The 23100-nt window shown below is 67.7% G+C and carries 27 protein-coding genes; 9 read left to right on the top strand and 18 right to left on the bottom strand.

The window, feature by feature from the left end; genetic code table 11:
* The 4 genes from ACT53M_RS09495 to ACT53M_RS09480 all read right to left on the bottom strand — a co-directional run bounded on the left by ACT53M_RS09495 (position 1) and on the right by ACT53M_RS09480 (position 4195).
* Positions 1-1005, bottom strand: a complete 1005-nt coding sequence (locus tag ACT53M_RS09495; protein WP_476232936.1) for a glycosyltransferase family 4 protein — start codon at positions 1003-1005, stop codon at positions 1-3.
* 97 nt (positions 1006-1102) lie between these two features.
* On the bottom strand, positions 1103-2686 hold the full coding sequence (locus ACT53M_RS09490) for an alpha-amylase family glycosyl hydrolase (protein ID WP_476232935.1): 1584 nt from the start codon (positions 2684-2686) through the stop codon (positions 1103-1105).
* Between the two features lie 62 nt (positions 2687-2748).
* Positions 2749-3870 (bottom strand): glycoside hydrolase family 130 protein, encoded by a 1122-nt coding sequence (locus tag ACT53M_RS09485; RefSeq protein WP_476232934.1) that lies wholly within the window; start codon positions 3868-3870, stop codon positions 2749-2751.
* A 28-nt stretch (positions 3871-3898) separates the two neighbouring features.
* Positions 3899-4195 (bottom strand): chorismate mutase, encoded by a 297-nt coding sequence (locus ACT53M_RS09480; RefSeq protein ID WP_476230099.1) that lies wholly within the window; start codon positions 4193-4195, stop codon positions 3899-3901.
* Positions 4196-4276: 81 nt separating this feature from the next.
* Here ACT53M_RS09480 and ACT53M_RS09475 point away from each other — a divergent pair, with 81 nt between their 5' ends.
* Positions 4277-5290 carry a polyprenyl synthetase family protein gene (locus ACT53M_RS09475; protein WP_476230100.1) on the top strand — a complete coding sequence of 338 codons (1014 nt, stop codon included), beginning with the start codon at positions 4277-4279 and terminating at the stop codon, positions 5288-5290.
* 47 nt (positions 5291-5337) lie between these two features.
* Here ACT53M_RS09475 and ACT53M_RS09470 read toward each other — a convergent pair whose 3' ends face one another.
* Positions 5338-5559, bottom strand: a complete 222-nt coding sequence (locus ACT53M_RS09470; RefSeq protein ID WP_476230101.1) for a hypothetical protein — start codon at positions 5557-5559, stop codon at positions 5338-5340.
* Between the two features lie 60 nt (positions 5560-5619).
* Between ACT53M_RS09470 and hrpB the strand changes: the two genes are divergently transcribed.
* A complete protein-coding gene (hrpB, locus tag ACT53M_RS09465; RefSeq protein ID WP_476232932.1) occupies positions 5620-8079 on the top strand; it encodes an ATP-dependent helicase HrpB in 2460 nt (819 codons plus the stop codon).
* A gap of 11 nt (positions 8080-8090) precedes the next feature.
* Entirely contained in the window at positions 8091-8372 is a 282-nt protein-coding gene (locus tag ACT53M_RS09460) for an ETC complex I subunit (protein ID WP_476230103.1), read from the top strand.
* A 12-nt stretch (positions 8373-8384) separates the two neighbouring features.
* On the opposite strand, the gene ACT53M_RS09455 is transcribed toward ACT53M_RS09460, so the two are convergent.
* Genes ACT53M_RS09455 through ACT53M_RS09440 form a run of 4 tightly spaced genes read right to left on the bottom strand, consistent with a single transcriptional unit; the run spans position 8385 to position 11085 of the window.
* Positions 8385-8912, bottom strand: a complete 528-nt coding sequence (locus ACT53M_RS09455; RefSeq protein WP_476232931.1) for an NUDIX hydrolase — start codon at positions 8910-8912, stop codon at positions 8385-8387.
* 9 nt (positions 8913-8921) lie between these two features.
* Positions 8922-9593, bottom strand: coding sequence for a TPM domain-containing protein (locus tag ACT53M_RS09450; RefSeq protein WP_476232929.1), 672 nt, complete (start codon positions 9591-9593; stop codon positions 8922-8924).
* A 2-nt stretch (positions 9594-9595) separates the two neighbouring features.
* Positions 9596-10471 carry a TPM domain-containing protein gene (locus ACT53M_RS09445; protein ID WP_476232927.1) on the bottom strand — a complete coding sequence of 292 codons (876 nt, stop codon included), beginning with the start codon at positions 10469-10471 and terminating at the stop codon, positions 9596-9598.
* A 23-nt stretch (positions 10472-10494) separates the two neighbouring features.
* On the bottom strand, positions 10495-11085 hold the full coding sequence (locus ACT53M_RS09440) for a LemA family protein (RefSeq protein WP_476230108.1): 591 nt from the start codon (positions 11083-11085) through the stop codon (positions 10495-10497).
* A gap of 143 nt (positions 11086-11228) precedes the next feature.
* Between ACT53M_RS09440 and mscL the strand changes: the two genes are divergently transcribed.
* Complete coding sequence (gene mscL, locus ACT53M_RS09435; protein WP_476232925.1) at positions 11229-11687, top strand: large conductance mechanosensitive channel protein MscL; 459 nt, start codon at positions 11229-11231, stop codon at positions 11685-11687.
* Between the two features lie 9 nt (positions 11688-11696).
* Here mscL and ACT53M_RS09430 read toward each other — a convergent pair whose 3' ends face one another.
* A complete protein-coding gene (locus ACT53M_RS09430) occupies positions 11697-11957 on the bottom strand; it encodes a DUF4169 family protein (RefSeq protein WP_476232923.1) in 261 nt (86 codons plus the stop codon).
* Here ACT53M_RS09430 and ssb point away from each other — a divergent pair.
* Together ssb and ACT53M_RS09420 are read left to right on the top strand one after the other, a co-directional pair.
* Entirely contained in the window at positions 11941-12498 is a 558-nt protein-coding gene (ssb, locus tag ACT53M_RS09425; RefSeq protein WP_476230112.1) for a single-stranded DNA-binding protein, read from the top strand. The two genes, ACT53M_RS09430 and ssb, sit on opposite strands and share 17 nt — an antisense overlap.
* Positions 12479-12949, top strand: coding sequence for a hypothetical protein (locus tag ACT53M_RS09420; RefSeq protein WP_476232921.1), 471 nt, complete (start codon positions 12479-12481; stop codon positions 12947-12949). Before ssb ends, ACT53M_RS09420 begins: the two co-directional genes overlap by 20 nt.
* A 39-nt stretch (positions 12950-12988) precedes the next feature.
* Here the strand turns inward: ACT53M_RS09420 and ACT53M_RS09415 are convergent, their stop codons facing one another.
* From ACT53M_RS09415 to metX, 3 genes are read right to left on the bottom strand one after another with little or no spacing between them, the layout of a single operon-like run.
* Entirely contained in the window at positions 12989-13852 is an 864-nt protein-coding gene (locus ACT53M_RS09415) for a pirin family protein (protein ID WP_476232919.1), read from the bottom strand.
* Positions 13852-14484, bottom strand: coding sequence for a methionine biosynthesis protein MetW (gene metW, locus ACT53M_RS09410; RefSeq protein WP_476232918.1), 633 nt, complete (start codon positions 14482-14484; stop codon positions 13852-13854). The genes ACT53M_RS09415 and metW overlap by 1 nt, the downstream gene beginning before the upstream one ends.
* Complete coding sequence (gene metX, locus ACT53M_RS09405; protein WP_476232916.1) at positions 14481-15602, bottom strand: homoserine O-acetyltransferase MetX; 1122 nt, start codon at positions 15600-15602, stop codon at positions 14481-14483. The genes metW and metX overlap by 4 nt, the downstream gene beginning before the upstream one ends.
* 331 nt (positions 15603-15933) lie before the next feature.
* Between metX and hisC the strand changes: the two genes are divergently transcribed.
* Both hisC and ACT53M_RS09395 read left to right on the top strand, forming a co-directional pair.
* Positions 15934-17028 carry a histidinol-phosphate transaminase gene (gene hisC / locus ACT53M_RS09400; protein ID WP_476232914.1) on the top strand — a complete coding sequence of 365 codons (1095 nt, stop codon included), beginning with the start codon at positions 15934-15936 and terminating at the stop codon, positions 17026-17028.
* Positions 17028-17936 carry a prephenate/arogenate dehydrogenase family protein gene (locus ACT53M_RS09395; RefSeq protein ID WP_476232912.1) on the top strand — a complete coding sequence of 303 codons (909 nt, stop codon included), beginning with the start codon at positions 17028-17030 and terminating at the stop codon, positions 17934-17936. The genes hisC and ACT53M_RS09395 overlap by 1 nt, the downstream gene beginning before the upstream one ends.
* Positions 17937-17956: 20 nt before the next feature.
* Here the strand turns inward: ACT53M_RS09395 and ACT53M_RS09390 are convergent, their stop codons facing one another.
* From ACT53M_RS09390 to ftsE, 4 genes are read right to left on the bottom strand one after another with little or no spacing between them, the layout of a single operon-like run.
* Positions 17957-18637 (bottom strand): lysophospholipid acyltransferase family protein, encoded by a 681-nt coding sequence (locus tag ACT53M_RS09390; RefSeq protein WP_476232911.1) that lies wholly within the window; start codon positions 18635-18637, stop codon positions 17957-17959.
* Positions 18637-19176 carry a YdcF family protein gene (locus ACT53M_RS09385; RefSeq protein ID WP_476232909.1) on the bottom strand — a complete coding sequence of 180 codons (540 nt, stop codon included), beginning with the start codon at positions 19174-19176 and terminating at the stop codon, positions 18637-18639. The genes ACT53M_RS09390 and ACT53M_RS09385 overlap by 1 nt, the downstream gene beginning before the upstream one ends.
* Complete coding sequence (locus ACT53M_RS09380; protein ID WP_476232908.1) at positions 19173-20060, bottom strand: cell division protein FtsX; 888 nt, start codon at positions 20058-20060, stop codon at positions 19173-19175. The genes ACT53M_RS09385 and ACT53M_RS09380 overlap by 4 nt, the downstream gene beginning before the upstream one ends.
* On the bottom strand, positions 20057-20758 hold the full coding sequence (ftsE, locus tag ACT53M_RS09375; RefSeq protein WP_476230121.1) for a cell division ATP-binding protein FtsE: 702 nt from the start codon (positions 20756-20758) through the stop codon (positions 20057-20059). The genes ACT53M_RS09380 and ftsE overlap by 4 nt, the downstream gene beginning before the upstream one ends.
* 164 nt (positions 20759-20922) lie before the next feature.
* Between ftsE and ACT53M_RS09370 the strand changes: the two genes are divergently transcribed.
* Positions 20923-21687, top strand: a complete 765-nt coding sequence (locus tag ACT53M_RS09370; RefSeq protein WP_476232906.1) for an MJ0042-type zinc finger domain-containing protein — start codon at positions 20923-20925, stop codon at positions 21685-21687.
* Here the strand turns inward: ACT53M_RS09370 and ACT53M_RS09365 are convergent.
* Positions 21659-23023: an MATE family efflux transporter gene (locus ACT53M_RS09365; protein WP_476232904.1), complete on the bottom strand. Its 1365-nt coding sequence runs from the start codon at positions 23021-23023 to the stop codon at positions 21659-21661. The two genes, ACT53M_RS09370 and ACT53M_RS09365, sit on opposite strands and share 29 nt — an antisense overlap.
* Between the last annotated feature and the right edge of the window lie 77 nt (positions 23024-23100).

Here is a 23100-nt window from a genome sequence, read left to right as displayed (position 1 = left end):
TCAGCCGAGGATGCGGCGGTACAGCGCAATATAGGCGTCGGCCATCGCCTCGACCGAAAAGCGCGTCTCGACCGCGCGGCGACAGGCGGCACGATCGAGTGTGGCGGTGCGGGCGACGGTCTCGACTGCCTGCTCGGCGGTATCGACCAGAAAGCCGGTGGCGCCGTTGTCGATCAGTTCGGGCATCGACCCGCGGTGGATCGCGATCACCGGCGTGCCGCAGGCCATCGCCTCGATTACCGAAAGGCCGAAGGGTTCGTCGAAGTTGATGAGGTGGAGAAGCGCACGGGCGTTACCTAGCGCGCGCACCCGCGCCTCGCCGCCGACGGGGCCGTGATAGACGATGCGGTCATCGAGATGCGGCGCCACTTCGCGGTCGAAATAGCCCTGATCCTGAATGATGCCATACAGGTTCAGCCGGCGGCCGGTGGCTTTGGCGACGGCGATCGCCTCGGCCGCGCCCTTGTCGGGGTGCATCCGGCCGAAGAACAGCAGGTCGTCGCTGCCGTGCGGGTCGAAGGGGAAGTCGGCGAGCGGAATGCCGTGATGGATCGTCGCCGCATAGCGCAGTGCCGGGTGCCGGTCGGCTTCCGAAATCGCGACATAGTGCACGCGGTTCTCGAACGGCTTGTACATCGGCAGGATGCGTTCGGACGAGAAGCCGTGGATCGTCGTCACCATGGGCGTGGCGATGAGCGGGGCAAAGGCATGGGCGGGGAAGTCGGCCTGATTGTGGATCAGGTCGAACGCCGAAGCGCGCGAAAACAGGTGCGAGAGATGGGCATATTCCCACACCTTCGCGTCGATCGCGGGGTCTTCCTCATAGCCGCGCGGCACCACCCCGGCGAGCCGGGCGGTGGTCAGCGAATCCTGCGTCGCGAACAGGGTTACGTCGATGCCGCGCGCGACCAGCGCTTCGGTCAGCAGGCTCGTGACAAGCTCCCAAGGACCATAATGGCGCGGCGGGGTGCGCCACGCGATCGGCGCGAGCATGGCGATTTTCATAGCCGTTCGTGCCCCTGCGAAAGCAGGGGCCCAGGGTTGGAGCGCGAACCGCCTGTGGCACTGGGCCCCTGCTTTCGCAGGGGCACGGGGAGGGTGTTCATGCGAGCAGGATGCCTTGATTGGGGACCAGGTGGAGGGTCTTGTCCTCCAAATGGCTGTCAGAGTGCGGCGTGGTTAGCCCGGGGGCCAACGCCCGCGCCCAATCCGGCAGCACCAGCGTCTGCGGCGCATCGGACAGGTTGAGCGCCACCAGCATCCGCTCGGCTCCATGCCGCCGTTCATAGGCCAGCACGGCACCGTCGCTCGACACGGCGTGCCAGCTTCCGACGGACAGCGCCGGATGCGCCCGCCGCAGCGCCAGCAGCGCACGGGTGAAGTTGAGCATCGAGCCGGCCCCGTCGCGCTGTGCCGCGACGTTGCGCTCTGCCCAATCGGGATTGAGCGGCAGCCAGGGTTCGACCGTGCTGAACCCGGCATGTCCGCTGGCGTCCCAGGGCATCGGCGTGCGAACCTCGTCGCGGTTGAACGCGGTATCGGGCTCGCGCAGCGCCTGCGGGTCGCGCACCCGGTCGGGCGGGATCGGCACGTTGGGCATGCCTAGCTCGTCGCCCTGATAGAGCGTCGGCGTGCCGCGCAGCGTGAGCAGCAGCATCATCGCCACTGCCGCCTGCTCCGGCCCCACGCGCGAGGCGACGCGCGGCTTGTCGTGATTGCCCAGCACCCAGTTGGGCCAGCCGTCCGCCGGCAGCGCGCCTTCATAGTCGGCGATCAGCCGGGCGAGCGTTGCTGCGTCCCAGCGGGCATCGAGCAGATGAAAATTGAACGGCAGATGCACCCCGCGGCCGCCTTCGCCATAATAAGCGACAAGCCGGGGGATCGGCAGGTAGATTTCGCCGATCAGCACGCGCTCGGGATAGCTGTCGGCCAGGTCGCGCATCGCGGCGATGATGTCGGCCATTTCGGGCTGGTCGGCCGAATGGACCGGCAGCAGCCGGTCGATGTCCTGCATGCCCTCGCGCCATGCCGGGTTGGGCGGATTGTCGGGGAAATCGGGGTGTTTGATCGCCAGCCACAGCACATCGATGCGGAAGCCGTCGACGCCGCGATCGAGCCAGAAGCGCATCGCATCCAGCATCGCGGCGCGCAGATCGGGATTGCGCCAGTTGAGCTCGGGCTGCTCCTTCAGGAACTGGTGAAGATAATATTGGCCGGTGCTCGCGTCCCACTCCCAGGCACTGCCACCGAAATAGCTCTGCCAGTTGTTCGGCGGGCCGCCATCGGGGGCGGGGTCGCGCCAGATGTACCAGTCGCGCTTCGGGTTGTTGCGCGAGGAGCGGCTCTCGCGGAACCACGGGTGCTCGCTGGAGCTGTGGTTGGGCACGAAATCGAGCAGCAGCTTCAGCCCGCGGGCATGGGTGGCATCACGGAGCGCATCGAAGTCGGCCATCGTCCCGAAGCGCGGGTCGACGCCGCAATAATCGGCCACGTCATAGCCGAAATCGGCCATGGGCGAGGGGAAGAGCGGCGACAGCCAGACGGCATCGACGCCGAGGTCGACGAGATAGTCGAGCCGTGCCGCCACGCCCGCGAGGTCGCCGACCCCGTCGCCGTTCGAATCGGCGAACGAGCGGGGATAGACCTGGTAGATCACGCCTTTCTGCCACCAGAACGGGTCGGTCATGATACTCTCTTTTCTTCTTCGTCCCCCTCCCGCTTGCGGGAGGGGAGCGTATGTCAGGACGCTCACCAAAACCGCGCCTTGGGGATATGCGTGATCCGGCACGCCAGGTCAGCCTCGCCGCTCGCCACGATATAGCGGTCGCCTGCATCGACCAGCCCGGTGGTGAACACCACCGGTGTCGGCAGGTACAGTTGATGGGCGATGCCGGCCGTCAGTGCAGGGTTGGCTTCGAGCAGCGGTTCGCCATCCTCCTGCCGCAGGACCGCGCTGGGATCGTCGCGGTCGAGCAGTGCCCAGAAGCTGCGATAGATGCCGACCGCATCGCGCTTCTCCACGCCGTGGTAGATCAGCAGCCAGCCTTTCTCTGTCAACACCGGCTGGCTGCCGCCGCCGATCCGCTGGTTCGAGGTCGAGCCCTTGCGCGCGCGGATGCCCGGCTGGTCGAGCGGCTTCCAGTGCAGTCCGTCGGGCGAGCGGGCGATCTGGATCGACGGGCCGCCGAGCCAGGGCGACTCGTCCGGATAGGCGAAGTACACTTCCCCCAGCGGCCGGGTGAGCGCGTGGTAGAAGCCATGGATCCGCCCCTCGAACAGGATCATGTCCTTGTTCTGATGGTCGAGCACGACTCCCAGCAACTCCCAGTCGAGCCCGTTCGCCGAGCGGTACATCGCGGTGCAGTGCCGCTCGGCCGACACGCTGCACACGGTCATCCAGTAGCTGCCGTCGATGCAGGTGATCCGCGCATCCTCGACGCCATAGTCGAGATAGGAAGCGCTCGGCGCGATCGCCTTGTCGTAATGGACGGCGAGGATGCGTCGGCCCTCGGCATCCAGCTCGACCGGCAGCAGCCAGGACAGCGAGGTGAGGCCGAGCAGCCGGGGATTGCGATCCTTCAGTGCGAACTGGCGCGGATCGGCCATGTCGATGCCGGCCAGCGCGTGCCGGTCGAGCACATAGCCAGCCGGCGTCCAGCGAATCGCGCGGACAAGATCGCCATCGACCGGCTCGCGCAGCGCCTCCGCTACCCGCACCATCAGCAGCAGATTGCCGTTCGGCAGTCTTGCGAATCCGGGGTTGAAGGCGCCCAGCACATAGGTCGGCTCTGCCACACCCGCCCGGAGCGGCGAGCGGCTTAGGTCGACATCGTCCGGCCGGAAGATCAGATAGTCGTCGCTCAAGCGCATCCCCCTCGGTTCTGCGCCGGCAACGGCGTCAGGCCCCTGCGGTTCCGGCTTCCTGGGCCTGGCGATGGTGACGAATCACCTCGTCGATGATGAAGCGCAGGAACTTTTCGGAGAATTCGGGGTCGAGATCCGCATCCTGCGCCAGCGCGCGCAGCCGGGCGATCTGCGCCTCTTCCCGGCCGGGATCGGCGGGGGGCAGGCCAGCCTCGGCCTTGTAGCGGCCCACCGCCTGGGTCACCTTGAACCGCTCGGCGAGCATGAAGACGAGCGCCGCATCGATATTGTCGATGCTCTGGCGATAGCGGGTCAGCGTCGCGTCGGTCATGGCTTCTCCTTTTGCCGCTGCGGCACGGCCATGCAAGCGCCTCTTGCCTTTGCAAGGCACAAAGGCCAGAGGCACGTTCCTATGAGCGCCACCGTCCACCGCCTGGGGTCGCGAACCCAGCCTTCGCTCGATCCGATCATGGCGCTCGTCGCGCAGGACATGAATCTGGTGAATGCGGTCATTCTCGACCGCATGCAGTCGGACATTCCGCTGATCCCGGAACTTGCCGGCCACCTGATCGCCGGCGGCGGCAAGCGGATGCGGCCGATGCTGACGCTCGCGAGTGCGCGGCTGCTCGGCTATGCCGGCACGCGCCACCACAAACTCGCGGCAGCAGTGGAGTTCATCCACACCGCGACGCTGCTCCACGACGATGTGGTCGACAGTTCCGACCTGCGCCGCGGCCGCCGCACCGCCAACATCATCTGGGGCAATCCCGCCAGCGTGCTGGTCGGCGACTTCCTGTTCAGCCGCTCGTTCGAGCTGATGGTCGAGGCCGAAAGCCTGAAGGCGCTGCGAATCCTGTCGAACGCGAGCGCAGTGATCGCCGAAGGCGAAGTGAACCAGCTTTCGGCCGTCCGCCGGATCGACCTGTCCGAGGATCGCTATCTCGACATTATCGGCGCCAAGACCGCCGCGCTGTTCGCCGCCGCCTGCCGCGTCGCCGCGGTGGTGGCCGACCGCTCCGAGGCGGAGGAACAGGCGCTCGACGCCTATGGCCGCAATCTGGGCATCGCCTTCCAGCTGGTGGACGATGCGATCGATTACGTTTCCGACGCCTCGACCATGGGCAAGGATGCCGGCGACGATTTCCGCGAAGGCAAGATGACACTGCCGGTGATCCTGGCCTATGCCCGGGGCAGCGATGCCGAGCGCGCCTTCTGGAAGGATGCGATTTCGGGCCGCCGCTCGAGCGACGAAGATCTGGCCGAAGCGATCCGGCTGGTGCGCGCCAGCCGCGCGGTGGACGATACGCTGGCCCGCGCCCGCCATTATGGCCAGCGGGCGATCGATGCGCTGGGCGGCTTCCACGCCGGCGAGGCGAAGGATGCGATGGTCGAAGCCGTCGAATTCGCGGTAGCGCGCGCCTATTGAGGCGGAACGGGGAACGCGCCGGGCGGCGCATTCCCCTCCGGTCCCGATTATTCGTCGACCGGCTTTTCCGCGTCTTCCTCTTCGTCATCGACGGCGAGCGCGTCTTCCTCGTCCATGTCGAGCACGTCTTCGATCGCCTCGACGATCAGGTCGAGCTGTTCGTAGCTGGCGGTCATTTCGACCGTTTCGCCGTCTTCATCCTCCAGATGCAGCGTGTAGTCGCCATCGCTGTCGGGGGTGATGGTGAATTGAGACAGAATCCGTGCCATGTCGCGCTCCTTTGCCGGTGAGTCCGCCAAACCACGCTTGCCTCGAATGGTTGCACCCCGATGACCGAAGCATTGCCGATACACGCCGTTCTGCCCGCTTTGGTTGCTGCCCTGCGTCGGGGCAGCAACGCGGTGCTGGTGGCGCCGCCGGGCGCGGGCAAGACGACGGCAGTGGCGCCGGCGCTGCTGGGCGAGGACTGGTGTACCGGCGAGATACTACTGCTGTCGCCGCGAAGGCTGGCGGCGCGGGCGGCGGCGGAGCGGATGGCGGCGCTGGCGGGGGAGAGCGTCGGCAAGACCTATGGCTATGCCACGCGGATGGATACGAAGCGCTCGGCCGCGACGCGGGTGACGGTCGTCACCGAAGGGATTTTCGTCAATCGCATCCAGTCCGATCCGGAGCTATCGGGCGTTTCCGCGGTGCTGTTCGACGAAGTGCATGAACGCAGCCTCGACAGCGATTTCGGCCTGGCGCTGGCGCTTGATTCGCAAGGCGCGCTGCGGCCCGACCTGCGGCTGGTGGCAATGTCCGCGACGCTCGACGGCAGCCGCTTTTCCGGTCTGATGGGCGATGCGCCGGTGGTGGAGAGCGAAGGCCGCAGCCATCCGCTGACGCTGCGCCACCTTGGCCGCGCGGCGGAGGCACGGATCGAGGACAGCATGGCTGCGGCGATCCGGCAGGCGCTGCGCGAGGAGGAGGGCGGCATCCTCGCGTTCCTGCCCGGTGTGGCGGAGATCGAGCGAACCGCCGAGCGGCTGGGCGACGTTGGCAGCGCGGTACTGCACCGGCTGCACGGCAGCCTGGAGCCCGCCGCCCAGCGCGCGGCAATCGCGCCGGATCCGGATGGGCGGCGCAAGATCGTGCTGGCGACTTCGATCGCCGAGACATCGCTGACGCTCGACGGCATCCGCGTAGTCGTCGATTCGGGGCTGGCGCGACGGCCGCGCTATGACCGCGCGGCGGGCATGACCCGGCTGGTCACCGAGCGGGCGAGCCAGGCGGCCGTCACCCAGCGCGCCGGGCGTGCAGCGCGGCAGGGGCCGGGGACTGCCTATCGACTGTGGGAAGAGGCGGCGACGGCGGGCTTGCCGCGTTTCGATCCGCCGGAGATTCTGGAGGCGGACCTGTCGGCGCTGCTGCTCGATTGCGCGCTGTGGGGCGTCACCGACCCGCGTGCACTCGCCTGGCTTGATCCGCCGCCTGATGCCGCGATTGCCGAGGCGCGGGCGCGGCTGGGGGTGCTGGAGGCGATCGACGGCGATGGCCGACCGACCGAACATGGCAAGGCGATCGCCCGCCTGCCACTGCCGCCGCGCCTCGGCCATATGCTCGTCCGGGCGAGCGAGCGGGGCATGGCGCGGACGGCGGCCGAGGTTGCGGTGCTGCTCGGCGAGCGCGGGCTGGGGGGCAATGATGCCGACCTCGACCTGCGCCTGCGCCGGTGGCGTGGCGAACGCGGCCAGCGGGCGGAGAATGCCCGGCGACTGGCGGAGCGGTGGAGCAGACTCGTGGCTGGCGCTCCCCTCCCGTTTGCGGGAGGGGGCCGGGGGGAAGAAGTTCCCCTCTGCATCGCGCTCGCCTTCCCGGATCGTGTGGCGAAGCGGCGGGACTCCTCGGGCGAGACCTGGGCCTCGGTCGGCGGGCGCGGGTTCAAGCTCGATCCGACCTCGCCGCTTGCCCGGGCCGAATGGCTGGCGGTGGCCGAGACGCAGGGCATGGCGGCAGGCGCGCGCATCCTTTCGGCAGCGGCGATCGACCCCGCCGCGGTCGAATCGCTGTTCGCCGATCGGATCGAAACGCGCCGCACCGTCAGCTTCGATCCCGCTACGGGCCGGATCGAGGCATTGCGCGAACGCCGGCTCGGCGCCGTCCGCCTTTCCGGAGGCAGCGATTCGGGTGCCACGCCGGCCGAGATCGAAACGGCGCTGCTCGAGGGGGTGCGCACGCACGGCCTGCAGCTGCTCCCATGGTCCGAAACCGCGAAGGCACTTCGCACCCGCGCGGCCTATGCCGGGATAGAGGCGCTGACGGACGAAGCACTGCTTGCCACTCTGGACGACTGGCTGCCCCCCGCGCTGGAAGGCAAAAGGCGGCTCGACGCGCTTTCACCCGAATCGTTGACCCAGGCGCTGCAGAATCTGCTCGGCTGGGACGGCCAGAAGACGCTCGACCGGCTGGCCCCGGCGCGGTTCGAGACGCCGGCGGGTTCCAGTCATACGATCGATTATGCCGCCGAAGCCGGCCCCACCGTGGAGGTGCGGGTGCAGGCGCTTTTCGGGCTGGCCGAACATCCGGTGATCGGCGCGGGCGTGCCGCTGGTGCTCAGCCTCACCTCGCCCGCCGGTCGTCCGATCCAGACGACGCGCGACCTGCCCGGCTTCTGGAAGGGGAGCTGGGTCGCCGTCGCCAAGGAAATGCGCGGCCGCTATCCCAAACACCCCTGGCCCGACGATCCCGCCGCGGCATCGGCCACGCTGCGCACCAAAAAGGCTGATGCAAGGGCCGCGAGTCCACGCTAAGGGAGGCTCCCATGAAGTCCGCTCGCATCTATCAGCGCGTCAAGAACGCGATGCAGTCCGGCCGCGCCCGGACCGACAACTGGATTCTGGAATTCGAGCCGCACACGCCGCAGCGGCCCGATCCGCTGACCGGCTGGGCCGGCGGTGGCGAAACCGCGAACCAGATTCGCATCGCCTTCCCGACGCTCGATGCGGCGAAGGACTATGCCGAGCGCGAAGGCTATGCCTATCACGTCGTGCCGGCACCGCAGCGCAAGCTCAAGCTGCAGGCCTACGCCGACAATTTCCGCTGATCTTGTGGCGGCTCAGGCAGCGCCGATCAGGCCACTGCCGAGCAGCAGCAACAGCTTGACGTCGATGGCCACCCCTTCGGCGCGCTTGGCTGCGACGAACGCGGGCAGTTCGCTGAGTGGCACCCGGTGGGGGATGATGTCCTCCTCGGGCGTGCCGCCGCCCTCGGTCACCCGCGTGAGGCCATGGGCACGCACCAGCGTGAAGCCTTCGCTCACCAGCCCGGGTGAGGAGTGGAACTCGCCCAGCACCTCTATCCGATCGCAGCGATAGCCGGTTTCTTCCTCCAGTTCGCGCCGGGCTGCCGATTCGATGGTGTCACCGTCGGAGTCGTCGCCGATCAGCCCGGCGGGCACTTCCAGACAGCGCTTGCCGAGCGGCACGCGATACTGGTCGACCAGCAGCACATGGTCCTCCTCATCGATCGCAAGGATGACGACTGCCTGCACGCCGCGCACCCGCGCGACATATTCCCAGCGCCCCTGCGTGCGCACGGCGATCCATTTGCCCTGCCAGGGCGTTTCCACGGGCTCGTTGCTCATCGGGCGGCTTTAGAGCTCGATCAGCCGGTCGGGAAGCTCGTTCACGTCGTCGGCGGCGCGCGGGAAATGCCGGGCCAGCACGATGCCGATCTGCTCGACGGCGGCCGCCATGCCATCGGCGGGGCGGCCGTCCTTCACGGCGGTGACCAGCGCAGCCATCGCCGCGCCCCAGACCTCCGGCTTCACGCGCGAATGGATTGCTGAATCGGCGAGGATTTCGGCGCGGCGTTCGGCGAGGCTCAGATAGAGCAGCACGCCGGTGGCGCCTTCCGTCCGCTTCTCGGCGGCAGTGCGGAACAGGGCGAGCGCGCGGGCATGGACGCGGTGGCCTTTGACCGAACGTGGTGTCACCGCCAGCCGCAGCGCATCCTTCGCCAGCGCCACCCGTACCAGCAGGAAGGTTGCAGCGCTCACCACCCAGGCGGCGGTGAGATACCAGTGCGCCGGCACGGTTTGCGCCCAGGGATCGATCAGCCGGCTGTGCAGCCATTCGATCGGCCAGGGCTGCCAGGCGAGCAGCGCGAGGACCAGCAGCATCACCAATACTGCCCAGTTGAGCGCGACATCGGCATAGTCGTCGGAGCGCCCGGCGAGCGCGGTGACGATCTCGCCGCTGGTATTCGCCTCGGCCTGCGTGACGGCGGAGGCGACGCGTGCGCGGTCCTGATCGGTCAATTGCATTGTCACCAGCTCCCCGAAGCGCCGCCGCCGCCGCCGGAACCGCCCCCCCCGGAAAAGCCGCCGCCATCGCCGCCGCCCCAGTCGGAACCTCCGCCGTCACCCCAGCCACCGCCGCCCCAGCTGTCACGCCGTCCGGCCTCGCGGCCGATCTCCTCGGCGATCGACCAGAGCACGATCGGCAGCACGCCGCTGTCGTGGTCGCGATAGGCCTGCCCGTCCCACGGGCCCGGCCGTCGCCGCCCGCCGAATCGGGCGAGCATCGGCACCAGCACCACAACCAGCACGATAAACCAGAAGAGCAGCCCGATCGGCAGGCCGCCATGATGCTGCCGGCGCGGGGCCTTCGCCGCGGCATCCTGCGCGGCCTTGGCCTTTTGCTCGGCGACTTCGAGCGGCTGCTTCATCTGCTCGGCGATGGCCTGGGCGCCTGCGACGACGCCTCCGGCCATGTCCCCCGCCTTGAACTTGGGCAGAATGGTCTGGTTGATGATCTCGCTCGAAAGCGCATCGGTCATGATCGGTTCCAGACCATAGCCGACTTCGATCCGGACCCGGCGCTCCTGCGGCGCGACGATCAGGATGATGCCGTTATTGGCGCCTTTCTGGCCGATTCCCCAAGTGCGAAGCAGCTGATAGCCGTAGTCGGCAATGTCATATCCCTGCAGGTCGGGAATCGTCGCAACCACGAACTGGCGGCTCGATGCCTGCTGCACCTCCGCCGAAAGCTGGGTGAGCTGCGCCACCTGCTCAGGTGAGAGCAGATGCGCGTCGTCCACCACCCGGCCGGTCAGCTTCGGAAAAGTCGGATCGGCTAAGGCGTTCGTCGCCCCGGCAAGCAGGGCGACGAGCAACAACAACAGGCGCAGGGCGCGCATCATCGGCTCCAAAGGGTGCGTCCGGATCAGTTGCCGTTCCCGAAATCGACCTTCGGCGCATCCTCGGCACCTGCCTTGGCCTGGAACGGCGTCATCGGCTTGGCGCCATAGAACACCTTGGCACCGATCGCGTCGGGGAAGGTGCGGATGCGGGTGTTATAGGCCTGTACCGCCTGATTATAGTCGCGAACGGCAATGGTGATGCGGTTCTCGGTGCCTTCGAGCTGGCTCATCAGCGTGGTGTAGTTGTTCTGGCTCTTCAGCTGCGGATAGGCCTCGACCGACGCGAGCAGGCGCGACATCGAGCTGCCGAGCTGCTGCTGCGCGGCCTGGAACTGGGCGACCTTGGCCGGATCGCGCAGATCCTCGCCGGTCACCTGGATCGAGGTGGCCTTGGCGCGGGCATTGATGACGTCGCTCAGGATCTTGCCCTCGGAGGCGGAGGCCGCCTTCACGGTCGCGACCAGATTGGGGACCAGATCGGCGCGGCGCTGATAATAGGCTTGCACATCCGCCCACTTGGCCTTGGCATTTTCCTCGGCGGTGGGGACGCTGTTGAGCCCGCAGGCCGACAGCGTCAGCGCGGCAACCGGCACCAGTGCGGCACGAAACTTCATCGGGGACGTTCCTCCATTCCCATCTAGTTGGTGTCTTATACGACGGGCACACCGTATCGAGAAAGCGAAATCGGACGTGCAGGCTTGGCGTTTTGCGCCCGGATCGGCCATCATGGCCGGGTCTCGCGAGGGGAGAAATGCGAATGTTGAAGGAATTCAGGGCGTTCATCGCGCGCGGCAATGTGCTGGACCTCGCGGTGGGCGTCATCATCGGTGCGGCCTTCGGTACCATCACCAAATCGCTGACGGATGATCTGATCATGCCGCTGGTCGGCGCGATCTTTGGCGGCGTGGATTTCTCCGGCTATTTCGTTCGGCTCGGCCCGATCCCTGCGAGTTACAAGGGCTCGACCACCAGCTATGCCGCGCTCAAGGCGGCAGGCGTGCCGCTGCTCGGCTTCGGCCAGTTCATCACCGTGGTGATCAACTTCCTGATCCTGGCCTTCATCGTCTTCCTGCTGGTGCGCACGGTCAACAAGCTGATGGCCGCTGCCGAGCGCGAAAAGGTTGCTGGCGAAGCGCCGCCCGCGGCCGAACCCGCCGATGTGGTGCTGTTGCGCGAGATTCGCGACGAACTGAAGAAGCGCGGCGGCGCGGCCTGAGCCGACGGGTTACTCGGCGTCCGGTTCGCGCCGGGCATCGTCGACGATCTGCGCCAGCCGCGCCCGTTCGGCAGCTTCGCGCTGCTTCTCGGTCTTGGTTCGGCCGAAGCGAAGCCGATTGGCATCTGCTTCTGCCTTCGAGCTCGCTTTCGCTCTCGCCTTTCGCGCTTTGTTCAGGTTAATGATCTCGCCCATTGGTTTCCTGTAGCGCTGCGGACATCGCGCGCTCAATCGATATGCTGGAGTTTTTTGAATGGCGGGCAGCGTCAACAAGGTGATCCTGGTCGGCAATCTCGGGCGCGATCCCGAATCGCGGTCGTTCCAGAATGGCGGCAAGGTGGTGGAGCTGCGCATCGCCACGTCCGAAAGCTGGAAGGACCGCAACAGCGGCGAGCGGCGCGAAAAGACTGAATGGCACACGGTCAAGATCTTCAGCGAAGGCCTGGCCAATGTCGCCGAACGCTATCTGCGCAAGGGCAGCAAGGTCTATCTCGAAGGCCAGCTCACCACCCGCAAGTGGCAGGACCAGAGCGGCAACGACCGCTATTCGACCGAAATCGTGCTTCAGGGCTTCAACGCCCAGATGGTGCTGCTCGACGGCCCCGGTGGCGGCCAGGGCGCAGGCATGGGCGGCGGCCGCTCGAGCGGCGGCGATGACTGGGGCGCGGACGACTCGTTCGGCGGCGGCGCACCGGCGGGCCGCGGCGGCGGCAATTTCAACGGTGGCGGCCAGCGCAGCGGCGCCTCTGCTGGCGCGGGCGGCTTTGGCGGCGGCTTTCCGGATGATCTGGATGACGATGTTCCGTTCTGATCGCCTTTCCCTTGCCGGCGCGGTGCTGGGCCTTGTGCTGCTCGCAGGTTGCGGGCGGAGCGAGCGCAGCACCGACGATCCGGTGGGACAGAATGTTGCGGCGGCGGCGGCGCAGGGCATGCCCGCGAACATCGCGGCGGCAGTCGATTGCGGCAATCGACCCAATTTCGTGCCGGTCTTTCCCGGCGCAACCGTGACCAGCTGCATTGCGGCGCCCGATGGAACCGCGCGAGGGCATGTCAGCGGCACCATCGTCTATGAGACCAGCGCGGCCGCGCACGAAGTGCTCGGCTGGTCGCGCGCCCAGGCCAACGCCTCCGGCCTGCGCTATGTGCGCGAAACCGAGAACAGCTACACCGCCGGCGATGCCGGCAAGCGCCGGGTGATGATTGTCGTCGACAGCCATGCGGGCCGGACTCGGGCGTCGATCAACTGGGAACGGGGTACGTAAAACGGGCTTTCTCCCCTCCCTGGAAGGGAGGGGACGGATTCACCCCGCCACAATCTCCGCCACGCCGAACCGGCCTTGCTGGTAATCGGCATAGGCCTGGCGGATTTCCTCGACCGAGTTCATCACGAACGGGCCGTGCGCGACGACCGGCTCCTGGATCGGCGCGGCATGGCCGAACAGGATCAGCGCGGGTTCGTCTGCTGTGATCGTCAGCGTGTCGCCCGCTGACAAGCCGGCGAGGTGCCATTGCGGCAACCCCTTGTCTCCCACCCGCACGCCGCTGCGTACCGCGTAGAGGAACAGGTCGCGCCCCTTTAGCCCATCGAAGGAGAGCGTCGCCCCAGCCGCCAGTTCCGCCCAGCACAGGAACACGCCGGTCAATGACTCGATCGGCCCCGTGCGGCCTGCGAAATCGCCCGACACCAGATGGACCGCCGCACCTTCGCCTGCAGGCACCGCCGGAAAGGCATCTCCCTGCAGCCCGACATAGCGCGGCGCCGTCATCTTCAGCCGCGCAGGCAGGTTCACCCAGAGCTGGAGAATCTCCATCGCCCCGCCGTCGCGCTTGAATTCGGCCGGCGACACTTCGGCATGGACGATGCCGCGCCCGGCGGTCATCCATTGCACCCCGCCGGCGCGAATGATGCTTTCATGCCCGGCCGAATCGGTATGGGCGAGCGAGCCCTCCAGAATGAAGGTCACGGTCTCGAATCCGCGATGGGGGTGCGGGCCGAATGGCAGGCCGCGATTGCCGGCGGCATAGGTCTGCGGCCCGTGATGGTTGAGAAACAGGAAGGCGCCGATCTGGTCGAGGCCCGGCCCCGGCACCGGCCGCCGCGTGACCAGATCGCCGATATCGTCGCGATAGGCTGCGTGCGTGGTCAGCAAAGCGACGTCGGTCATCAATCGTGCCTCAACAGGAAAACGGCATGTTCGGCGAGCAGATTGGCCATCGCCGACCCGGTCTGCTGATCCCCCGACAGGAACCAGCAGCCTTCGATAGCGATCCCCCGTTCGGCGACGAGCGCGCGGAAATCGTCGATTGTCACATGATGGATGTTGGGCGTCGCATACCAGGCGATCGGCAACAGCCGCGTCACCGGCATCCGGCCGCCGAACAACAGCGAGGCGCGCACCCGCCAATGCGCGAAATTGGGGAAGGAGACGAACGCCCGCCGCCCGATCCGCAGCAATTGCTCCAGCACCTGATCGGGCCGGCGCGTCGTCTGCAGCGTCTGGCTGAGGATCGCATAGTCGAAACTGTCGTCGGGATAATCGGCAAGGTCGGTATCGGCATCGCCCTGAATCACCGACAGGCCGTGCCCGACCGCCGCCGCGACATTGGTAGCATCGAGTTCCAGGCCCCGCGCATCGCAGCCGCGATGATCGCGCAGCGCTGCCATCAGCGCACCGTCGCCGCAGCCGACATCGAGCACCCGGGCACCGGCATCGACATGCGCGGCGATGATGGCGAGGTCCGGCCGCAAGGCGGAAAGCCAGGACGGTGTCGTGCTAGAATGGCCGGTGCGGTTCATGCGTCCCCCGCCGCAAGGAACCCGCCGATCACGCGGTCGAGTTCGGGGCTCTCCAGCAGGAAAGCGTCATGGCCGAAGGGCGAGCGGAGCTCGACAAAGCTTGCCGGCGCACCGGCGGCGTTGAGCGCATGGGCGATCGTCCGCGATTCGGCGGTGGGGTAGAGCCAGTCGGTATCGAAGCTCACGACGCAAAAGCGTGCCTGGGATGCCCGGAAGGCATTGGCGAGCAGCCCGCCATGTTCCTCGGCCAGATCGAAATAATCGAGCGCGCGGGTGATGTAGAGGTACGAGTTCGCATCGAACCGGTCGACGAACGCCAGCCCCTGATGGCGCAGATAGCTTTCCACCTGGAAATCGGCGTCGAAGCCGAAGGTCTTGGCATCGCGCCCTTGCAGTTTGCGGCCGAATTTGGCGGTGAGCCCCGCTTCGGAAAGATAGGTGATGTGCGCCGCCATCCGCGCCACGGCCAGCCCGGCAGCGGGCGGATCCTGCGCCGCATAATAGTCGCCGCCGCGCCATTTGGGATCGGCCATGATCGCCTGCCGCCCGACTTCGTGAAAGGCGATGTTCTGCGCCGAATGCCGCGCCGCCGAGGCGATCACCACCGCCGCGCCCACGCGCTCGGGAAAGGTCGCCGCCCAGCTCAGCGCCTGCATACCGCCCATCGACCCGCCGACCACCGCAAACAGCCGATCGATGCCGAGATGGTCGAGCAGCATTGCCTGCGCGCGCACCATGTCGCGGATGGTGATGACGGGAAACTGCATCCCCCAGGGCTCGCCCGTCGCCGGGTTGATCGTCGCCGGGCCGGAGGAGCCGAGACAGCTGCCCAGCACGTTCGAGCAGATGACGAACCAGCGATCGGTGTCGATCGGCTTGCCCGGCCCCACCATCCGCGCCCACCAGCCGGGCTTGCCGGTGACGGGATGTTCGGATGCGACATGCTGGTCGCCGGTCAGCGCGTGGCAGACCAGAATGGCGTTGCCGGCATCGGGCGCCAGCGTGCCATAGGTTTCATAGGCAATGTCGACCGGCGAAAACAGCACGCCGCCGTCGAGGCGGAGCGGCCCCGGCAGTGTTACCGTGCGGCGAAGGCCGAAACGCGGATCGTCAGACATTCGCGGCTGGTTAGGCCGGTGGGCGGCTGCGTTCAAGCATCTCCCAAAATCCGCCAGCTCCAAGGGTGTCGCTCCTCCCCCTTGATGGGGGAGGATAGCGAAGCTTGGCAGGTCGCTGCCTAGCGGAGCTTGGAGAGGGTGAGCGGCTGCAAGAGCAGCCGCGCGATTTGCGGAAGGCAAATCGCGCCCTCTCCCTCCCACCGCTTAAGGCGGCGGGCCCCTCCCTCTCCCACAAGGGGAGAGGGGTGAGTGCATATGCAATCGCCCCCGCCGCACCAGAGGCATTGCGTATCGCTTGCCAATCGCCCGGCATTCGGCCAATCCGCGCGCCATGAACGCACCCGTCCCCAAGCCCTGGGTGATGGCCATCGCCCCTTATGTTCCGGGCCGCGCCACCACCGATTCGGGCAAGCCTGCCGCCAAGCTCTCGTCGAACGAGAATCCGTTCGGCACGCCGAAGGAGGCGCGCGAAGCTTATGCGGCCGCTGCCGTCGAGCTGGAACGCTATCCCGATGCCGGCGCGGTCGCGCTGCGCGAGGCATTGGGCGCGCATTACGGCGTCGAGCCTGAGCGGATCGTCTATGGCACCGGGTCGGACGAAGTGCTGCACCTTGCCGCCGGCGCATTCGCCGGGCTGGGCGACGAGATCATCTATGTCCGCTATGGCTTTGCGGTGTACGATATTGCCGCGCGCCGGGTGGGGGCGACGCCGGTGGTGGCGCCGGACCGCGACTATGCGACCGATGTCGACGCGATCCTCGCCTGCGTGACCGACAAGACCAAGATCGTCTTCCTCGCCAATCCGAACAACCCGACCGGCACCTACACCGCGCGCGAAGAGATTGCCCGGCTGCACGCCGCGCTGCCCCGACACGTGCTGCTGGTGCTCGATCAGGCATACACCGAATATCTCGATCCCGAGGACGACGATGGCGGGCTGGAACTCGCCCGTACCCAGCCGAATGTGCTGGTGACGCGCACCTTTTCGAAGATCTTCGGTCTCGCCTCGGAGCGGGTCGGCTGGGGCTATGCGCACCCCGACATCATTGCCGCGATGCACCGCATCCGCGCGCCCTTCGCGTTCAGCATCGGCGCCGGCCGCGCCGCGGTGGCGGCGCTGGGCGCAAAGGATTTTGTTGCGCACAGCCGCGCGCACAACGCCAAGTGGCGCGCCTGGTTCGCTGACGAGATCGCCAGCATGGGCAACAAGGGTGTCCGGGCGATCCCGTCCAAGGCGAACTTCCAGCTGGTGCTGTTCGAAGGCGAAGTGACCGGCGAACAGGCGTACAAGCACCTGATGGAGGACGGCTATATCGTCCGCTGGCTGCCGGGTCAGGGTCTGCCCCACGGCCTGCGCATCACCATCGGCACCGAGGACGAGATCAAGGGCGTCGCGGCATCGCTGCGCCGGCTGCTCGGCGCTTGATGCTGCCCTTTGCCCGCGTCACCATCATCGGCCTGGGGCTGATCGGCTCGTCGATCGCCCGCGGCGTCCGCGCCTATATGCCGAGCGTGCGGGTGACCGGCTATGACGCGGCACCCGACGTGCGCGAAACCGCCGTCGCGATCGACCTGTGCGACGATGTGGCGGACAGCGCCGGCGCGGCGGTGATCGATGCGGACCTGGTGATACTGTGCGTGCCGGTCGGCGCGATGGGCGCTGTGGCGGCCGAGTTCGCCGCCGATCTGCCCGCCGATGCGATCGTCAGCGATGTCGGCTCGTCGAAGCTGAGCGTGATCGAGGCGGTGCATGCGGCGCTGCCGGAGGCGACCTTCATCCCGGCGCATCCCGTGGCGGGCACCGAGAATAGCGGCCCGATCGCCGGCTTCGCGTCGTTGTTCCAGAACCGCTGGTGCATCGTCACCCCGCCGGAGGGCAGCGATCCGCTGGCGGTCGAGCGGGTGAGCGAGTTCTGGCGCCGGCTGGGCGCGATGGTCGACACTATGGAGCCCGGCCATCATGACCGCGTGCTGGCAGTGACCAGCCATTTGCCGCACCTGATCGCCTATACGATCGTCGGCACGGCGTCGGACCTGGAGGAAGTCACGCAGTCCGAGGTCATTAAATATTCGGCCGGCGGCTTTCGCGACTTCACGCGCATCGCGGCGTCGGACCCGACCATGTGGCGCGACGTGTTCCTGTCGAACCGCGAGGCGGTGCTCGACATGCTCCAGCGCTTCACCGAAGACCTCACCGCCCTGCAGCGCGCGATCCGCTGGGGCAAGGGCGACGAGCTGTTCGACCTGTTCACCCGCACCCGCGCGATCCGCCGTTCGATCATCGATCAGGGCCAGGACGACGCCCGCCCGGACTTCGGCCGCGCGCACGACTGAGGCGGAGAAGGCTGCCGCGTTCAGTTCAGCGCGTTGATGGCCGCATGTACCCGCGCCTCGATCTCCGGGCGCGGCAGGCCGGGCGGTATTGGGTCGCCGAAGTGGAAGACGATCTCGCCCCGACGCATCAGCCCCTTGCGCGGCCAGACATGCCCGCTCTTCACCGCCACCGGCACCACCGGCAAGTCGAGAATGCGGTACAGGCCCGCAAAGCCGGCACGCAGCAGCGGCCGGGCGCCGGGGACGACGCGCGTGCCTTCGGGGAAGATCAGCACCGAGCGCCCCTCTGCCCGCGCTGCCTTGGCGTCCTTCATCATGCTGCGGAGCGCTGCGGCATTCGCCTTGCGGTCGACGACGATCACGCCATAGCGCTTTGCCGCCCAGCCCCAGAGCGGGATCCTGGTCAGTTCGCGCTTCATCACCGTGGCGGGCGTGCCGAGCATGCGGGTCAGCTCCAGCGCCTCGAAATAGCTTTCATGCTTGCCCGCAAACAGCGCCGGGCCGGCGGGAATCGTCCCTTCGATGCGGATGTGTGCGCCGACGATGTGGCGGATCGACCATTGCAGCATCCAGGCCCAGCGATTCGCATGACCCTGCAGCGCCTTGCGTCCGAACAGCGCCGCGATCGGCGCGCACAGCACCATCACCACCGAAAAGCCGTAGAAAAAGACCCGGAAGGCCCATGTCCGCACCAGGTCCATCAATTCACCCCCAACAGTATCGCGCCGCGCCGGACCAGATATTTGTGATATTCGCGGAACAGCATGTCCCAGCCGGGCGTGCTGCGCACGGCATCCCCGACGATCGTGACATCGCGGAGCAGGTGGCGCAGCTCCAGCTTCGCGCGTGCCATGTGCCAGTCCGAGGTCACGAGCCGGATGCTGCGATAGCCATGCTGCCGCACCCATGCCGCCGTCTCTTCGGCGTTGGATCGGGTATCGACGGCTTCGTGGCCGAGATCGACACAGCAGGCGAACAGCGCGCGGTCGCCGCGGAACTGGGCGGCCAGCTCGCGCGGGCGGACATAGGGATTGACGCCGCTCACCAGCATCCGCCGGGCATCGCCGTCGCGCAACGCATCCAGCCCGCGCGCCAGCCGCCCCGGGCCGCCGGTCAGCACGACGATCGCATCGGTCTGGCGCCGACCCAGCGGCTTGCCCAGCGTGGCCATGAAGATGCCGAACCCGATGGCCCAGGCGAGCAGGAGCAGCAGCGCAAGCTGAGCCAGCCGGCGGATCACAATTGCCGTCCCAGCGCGCGCAGCACCGCGATCCGCGCCGCGATCGTCGCCATCAAGGCGAACAGCAGCGGCAGCAGCGCGAGGATCGCCCAGTCCCATGGAGCAAGCACCGTGCCCGCCAGCATTTCCGATCCCAGCGCCGTCAGCCGCGCCTGGAGCAGCCATGCCAGCGCCAGCCCGGCAACCGTGCCCGCCAGCCCGCCGGCGAGGGTATCGATTGCAATCCGGCGCTGGAACAGTCGCGCTACCTGAACATCGGTTGATCCGAGCATATGCAGCACTTCGATGGTGTCGCGGTGCATGTCCAGCCCCGCGCGGGCGGCGAGCAACACCACGCCGGCGGTGGCGATCGCAATCACCAGCATCAGTCCCAGCGACAGCCAGCTCAGCGTGGTCAGCAGCGTCCGCACCGGTGCCAGCCACTGGGCATTGCGGTCGACCCGCGCGCCCGGCGCGACGCGTTGCACGGCTGCCGTCACCGCCGGCATGGCGGCCGGGCTGCGCAGCTCGACATCGAGGATCGCCGGCATCGGCAGGTCAGGATCGAGCCCCGCATCGCCCAGCCAGGGCTTGAGCAGTTCCGCCAGCCGGGCGCGGTCGGCCTCGTGCACGCGTACCACGCCCTGCGTCGCCCCCAGCGTGCGGACCAGCGCCTGCGCCTCCGCGTCGCGCCGGGCGGGATCGGGGTTGACGATCTGGACGGTCAACTGGCCGGCGAGCGACCGGTCCAGCCGCGCCGTCGCGCCAAACATCCCAAGCCCCAGTGCACCGGCCAGCACGGTCAGGAACAGCATGATCGCCATCACCCAGCGCATCGCGCGGGTGCGCCGCCCTTCGTCGAGCAGGCGATATTCGCGAGGGTCGAGCGCGGCGGGTTCGGTCATGGCGACACAGGCGGGTTGCGCAGCGCGCCGGTCGGGTCGTTCACCCGGCCCTTTTCCAGCCGCATCATATGCGCATGGGGAATGCGGCTGATCAGCTGGAAGTCGTGGGTCGCGACCACGACGGTGGTGCCCAGCCGGTTGAGCGAATCGAACAGGTGCAGCAGCCGTTCCGCCATATCGGGATCGACGTTGCCGGTGGGTTCGTCCGCGACAAGAATTTCGGGGCGCCCGATCACGGCGCGGGCGATGGCGATGCGCTGCTGCTCACCGCCCGACAGCGTCGGCGGCTTTGCCCCGCCGCGCGCGGTAAGGCCCACCCAGGCCAGCATCTCGCGCACCGGCGCCTCAATGTCCGCCTCGCGCACCCCGGCGACGCGCAGCGGCAGCGCGACATTGTCATAGGCGGAAAGGTGCGGCAGCAGGCGGAAATCCTGGAACACCACGCCGATACGGCGGCGAAAACCGGGCAGCCGGTGGCGCGGCATCGCCCCGGCATCCTCGCCGAACAGCCGCACCACCCCGCGGCTGGGCCGCTGGGCGAGGTAGAGCAGCTTGAGCAGCGAGGTCTTGCCGGCGCCGGACGGCCCGGTGAGGAAATAGAAGGCGCCGGTCGAAAGCGTGAAACTCACGTCCGACAGCGTTTCCGGTCCCGTTCCATAGCGCAGGCCGACATTCTCGAATTGCACGATATTCGCCATGCGCGAAGCGGCCGTCCCTCCCGTCCCAGACCCGGTGGCGCCAGCCATCGCACAGCGGCCGGCCCCGCTCAAGCACGGGCGCGTCAAGACGCTTGCTGGCCCGATTCGTTGGGGCTAGAATCGGTTTCCGGCTGTTTTGCAAGCCGGTCCGACGAGGCAATGGCATGATTTTGGAATGCAGCCAGTGCCGGACGCGTTACCTGGTACCTGACAGTGCGATCGGGCCGGACGGACGCACCGTGCGCTGTGCCAATTGCAAGTATAGCTGGTTCCAGGCCCCTGCGGTGATGGACCTTACGACGCGCGCTCCCGCGTCCGAAATGGCGCCTGCCCCCGAGATGGAGGCGCCTGCCGCCCCTGCTGTTCCCGAGGAAGCGCCGGCGCCGGAATCCGTTGCGCCGCGCGTCTTTGCCGATGCGGAGCCGGCGGCTGCGCCGGCGCCCGAAGGCGAACCCGCCTTCGATCCCTTTGTGCACCAGCCGCCGTTCAAGCCGCGCCGCAACCCGGCGCGCCGCTGGACCATCGCGGCACTGGTCGCCGGCGTATCGATGCTGCTGGGCGTCACGGCGATACTCTATTCCAGTGCGCCGGGCCTTGCTGCGCAGCTGGGGCTAAACATCGGCGGGGCGGTCGATACGCCGTTGCTGTTCAGCGACAAAAATGTCGAGCTGAAGACCACGCCTGCCGGCAGCCGGATGATCATGGTGTCGGGCAAGGTGCTCAACGCCACCCAGGATCGCCAGCATGTGCCGGACATCCGCATCGCGCTGACCGACGCGCAGGACAAGACCGTCTATAGCTGGCGGATCTCCCCGGCGGTGCGCACGCTCGATCCACAGGCGAGCTTCGAGTTCAATGGCGCCAAGGTCGATGTGCCGGCCAGCGCCAAGATGGTCCATCTCAGCTTCGCGAGCGAAATCGGCCGCTGACGAAGAGCAGCCGCGCGCCGTGAAGGAGCGCGGCGGCCAGCATGCCGATACCCGAGGCGAGCGACAGCGCCGCCGCGCCGAGCCCGGCATGGTAGAGGATCAGTCCCAGTCCGCCGGTGACGAGGAAGAAGGCAATAATACCGTTGACGCCGGCGACCACCTGATCGCCCAGCGAGCGTAGCGCATAGAGCAGCACCACCTGCACGCCGTCGAACAGCGTGAACGGTGCCCAGAGCATCAGCATGAGCACGGCCAGCCGGTGCACCTCGCCCGCTGCCGGAAACAGGTCGACGACCGCGCCGGGAAAGCACAGTAGCAGCAGCGCCATCAGCCCGGTCGCGGATGCGGCTAGGAGGGCGGCGATTGCCGTCCGGCCCAGCGCGTGCTGCGGCACACCTTCGCCCACCGCATTGCCGACGCGCACGCCGGCTGCCGATCCGAGCCCCAGCGCCACGGCAAAGGTGACGTTGTGGACCGAAAAGACGATCTGGAAAGCATGCGCCGTCGCATCGCCGAGCTGCGTCGACAGCGCGATCAGCAGTGAAAATCCGACCAGTTCCAGCCCCGAGGCAATCGCCGGCACAAAGCCGAACCGCGCCAGCGCCCAGGCTCCGGTAATCGTTTCGCGCGTTGCCAGGCCGGCAAGGCTGCGGATGCCGCGCGCCTCGGCCTCGGGCAAGGTCCAGGCAGCGGCGAGCATGCCCGCCGCGCCGAGTGCGGAGGCGATGGCGGTCGCCGCCGCAGCGCCGGTCGCACCCCAGGCGGGCAGACCGAGATGACCGCCCGCCAGCGCCCAGGCGAGCAGCGCATTGACCGGCAATATCGCGATATTGACGACGGCGACCCGTCGGGGCCGGCTGACGCCTTCCAGAAAGAAGCTGGTGGCGACGCTCAGCATCTGGAACGGATAGGCGAGCGCCATTACCCGCACGACCTGTGCCGAGGCGGCGGCAATTTCGGGGGCGACGCCGACGCCCGCGAGCATCGGCGTCGCGCCGAGGAACAGGATGAGCGCGCTGGCCAGCCCGAGCAGCAAGGCAAAGGCAAGCCCCTGGTGCAGCACCCGGCCGGTGCTCCGCATTTCGCCCGCGCCGTCCGCACGCGACACAAGGACCAGCACGCCGGAAAGCGCGCCGATGCCCATCACAATTCCCGGGAAGGTAATGGTGCGGCTGGCCCCCAGCGCCGCGACCTCGTGCGTACCGGCAAGCCCGACCACCGCCACGTCGGTAATGTGCAGGATCGTCCAGTTGAGACCCGTGAGCATCACCGGCCAGGCCAGTGAGAGGATGCGGCGCGCCTCGGCGACAAGAGGGAGGGGTCGGGGGCGGGCCATGCCCGCGCGGCTTAGCCGCAAGCGCCAGTGTACGAAAGCGTTCGCAGCGGGTTGCCAGCCCGAAATCGCTCTGCTAG

Source organism: Sphingomonas sp. DMC6, from assembly GCF_056314225.1.
The sequence above is the reverse complement of the archived record's forward strand: the minus strand, read 5'-3'. Positions and strand labels throughout refer to the sequence as shown.

Bases quoted from the DNA above. Each gene is read 5' to 3' on its own strand.
- ACT53M_RS09495 (WP_476232936.1), bottom strand. From the start codon at position 1,005: ATGAAAATCGCCATGCTCGCGCCGATCGCGTGGCGCACCCCGCCGCGC.
- ACT53M_RS09490 (WP_476232935.1), bottom strand. From the start codon at position 2,686: ATGACCGACCCGTTCTGGTGGCAGAAAGGCGTGATCTACCAGGTCTAT.
- ACT53M_RS09485 (WP_476232934.1), bottom strand. From the start codon at position 3,870: ATGCGCTTGAGCGACGACTATCTGATCTTCCGGCCGGACGATGTCGAC.
- ACT53M_RS09480 (WP_476230099.1), bottom strand. From the start codon at position 4,195: ATGACCGACGCGACGCTGACCCGCTATCGCCAGAGCATCGACAATATC.
- ACT53M_RS09475 (WP_476230100.1), top strand. From the start codon at position 4,277: ATGAGCGCCACCGTCCACCGCCTGGGGTCGCGAACCCAGCCTTCGCTC.
- ACT53M_RS09470 (WP_476230101.1), bottom strand. From the start codon at position 5,559: ATGGCACGGATTCTGTCTCAATTCACCATCACCCCCGACAGCGATGGC.
- hrpB (WP_476232932.1), top strand. From the start codon at position 5,620: ATGACCGAAGCATTGCCGATACACGCCGTTCTGCCCGCTTTGGTTGCT.
- ACT53M_RS09460 (WP_476230103.1), top strand. From the start codon at position 8,091: ATGAAGTCCGCTCGCATCTATCAGCGCGTCAAGAACGCGATGCAGTCC.
- ACT53M_RS09455 (WP_476232931.1), bottom strand. From the start codon at position 8,912: ATGAGCAACGAGCCCGTGGAAACGCCCTGGCAGGGCAAATGGATCGCC.
- ACT53M_RS09450 (WP_476232929.1), bottom strand. From the start codon at position 9,593: ATGCAATTGACCGATCAGGACCGCGCACGCGTCGCCTCCGCCGTCACG.
- ACT53M_RS09445 (WP_476232927.1), bottom strand. From the start codon at position 10,471: ATGATGCGCGCCCTGCGCCTGTTGTTGTTGCTCGTCGCCCTGCTTGCC.
- ACT53M_RS09440 (WP_476230108.1), bottom strand. From the start codon at position 11,085: ATGAAGTTTCGTGCCGCACTGGTGCCGGTTGCCGCGCTGACGCTGTCG.
- mscL (WP_476232925.1), top strand. From the start codon at position 11,229: ATGTTGAAGGAATTCAGGGCGTTCATCGCGCGCGGCAATGTGCTGGAC.
- ssb (WP_476230112.1), top strand. From the start codon at position 11,941: ATGGCGGGCAGCGTCAACAAGGTGATCCTGGTCGGCAATCTCGGGCGC.
- ACT53M_RS09420 (WP_476232921.1), top strand. From the start codon at position 12,479: ATGACGATGTTCCGTTCTGATCGCCTTTCCCTTGCCGGCGCGGTGCTG.
- ACT53M_RS09415 (WP_476232919.1), bottom strand. From the start codon at position 13,852: ATGACCGACGTCGCTTTGCTGACCACGCACGCAGCCTATCGCGACGAT.
- metW (WP_476232918.1), bottom strand. From the start codon at position 14,484: ATGAACCGCACCGGCCATTCTAGCACGACACCGTCCTGGCTTTCCGCC.
- metX (WP_476232916.1), bottom strand. From the start codon at position 15,602: ATGTCTGACGATCCGCGTTTCGGCCTTCGCCGCACGGTAACACTGCCG.
- hisC (WP_476232914.1), top strand. From the start codon at position 15,934: ATGAACGCACCCGTCCCCAAGCCCTGGGTGATGGCCATCGCCCCTTAT.
- ACT53M_RS09395 (WP_476232912.1), top strand. From the start codon at position 17,028: ATGCTGCCCTTTGCCCGCGTCACCATCATCGGCCTGGGGCTGATCGGC.
- ACT53M_RS09390 (WP_476232911.1), bottom strand. From the start codon at position 18,637: ATGGACCTGGTGCGGACATGGGCCTTCCGGGTCTTTTTCTACGGCTTT.
- ACT53M_RS09380 (WP_476232908.1), bottom strand. From the start codon at position 20,060: ATGACCGAACCCGCCGCGCTCGACCCTCGCGAATATCGCCTGCTCGAC.
- ftsE (WP_476230121.1), bottom strand. From the start codon at position 20,758: ATGGCGAATATCGTGCAATTCGAGAATGTCGGCCTGCGCTATGGAACG.
- ACT53M_RS09370 (WP_476232906.1), top strand. From the start codon at position 20,923: ATGATTTTGGAATGCAGCCAGTGCCGGACGCGTTACCTGGTACCTGAC.
- ACT53M_RS09365 (WP_476232904.1), bottom strand. From the start codon at position 23,023: ATGGCCCGCCCCCGACCCCTCCCTCTTGTCGCCGAGGCGCGCCGCATC.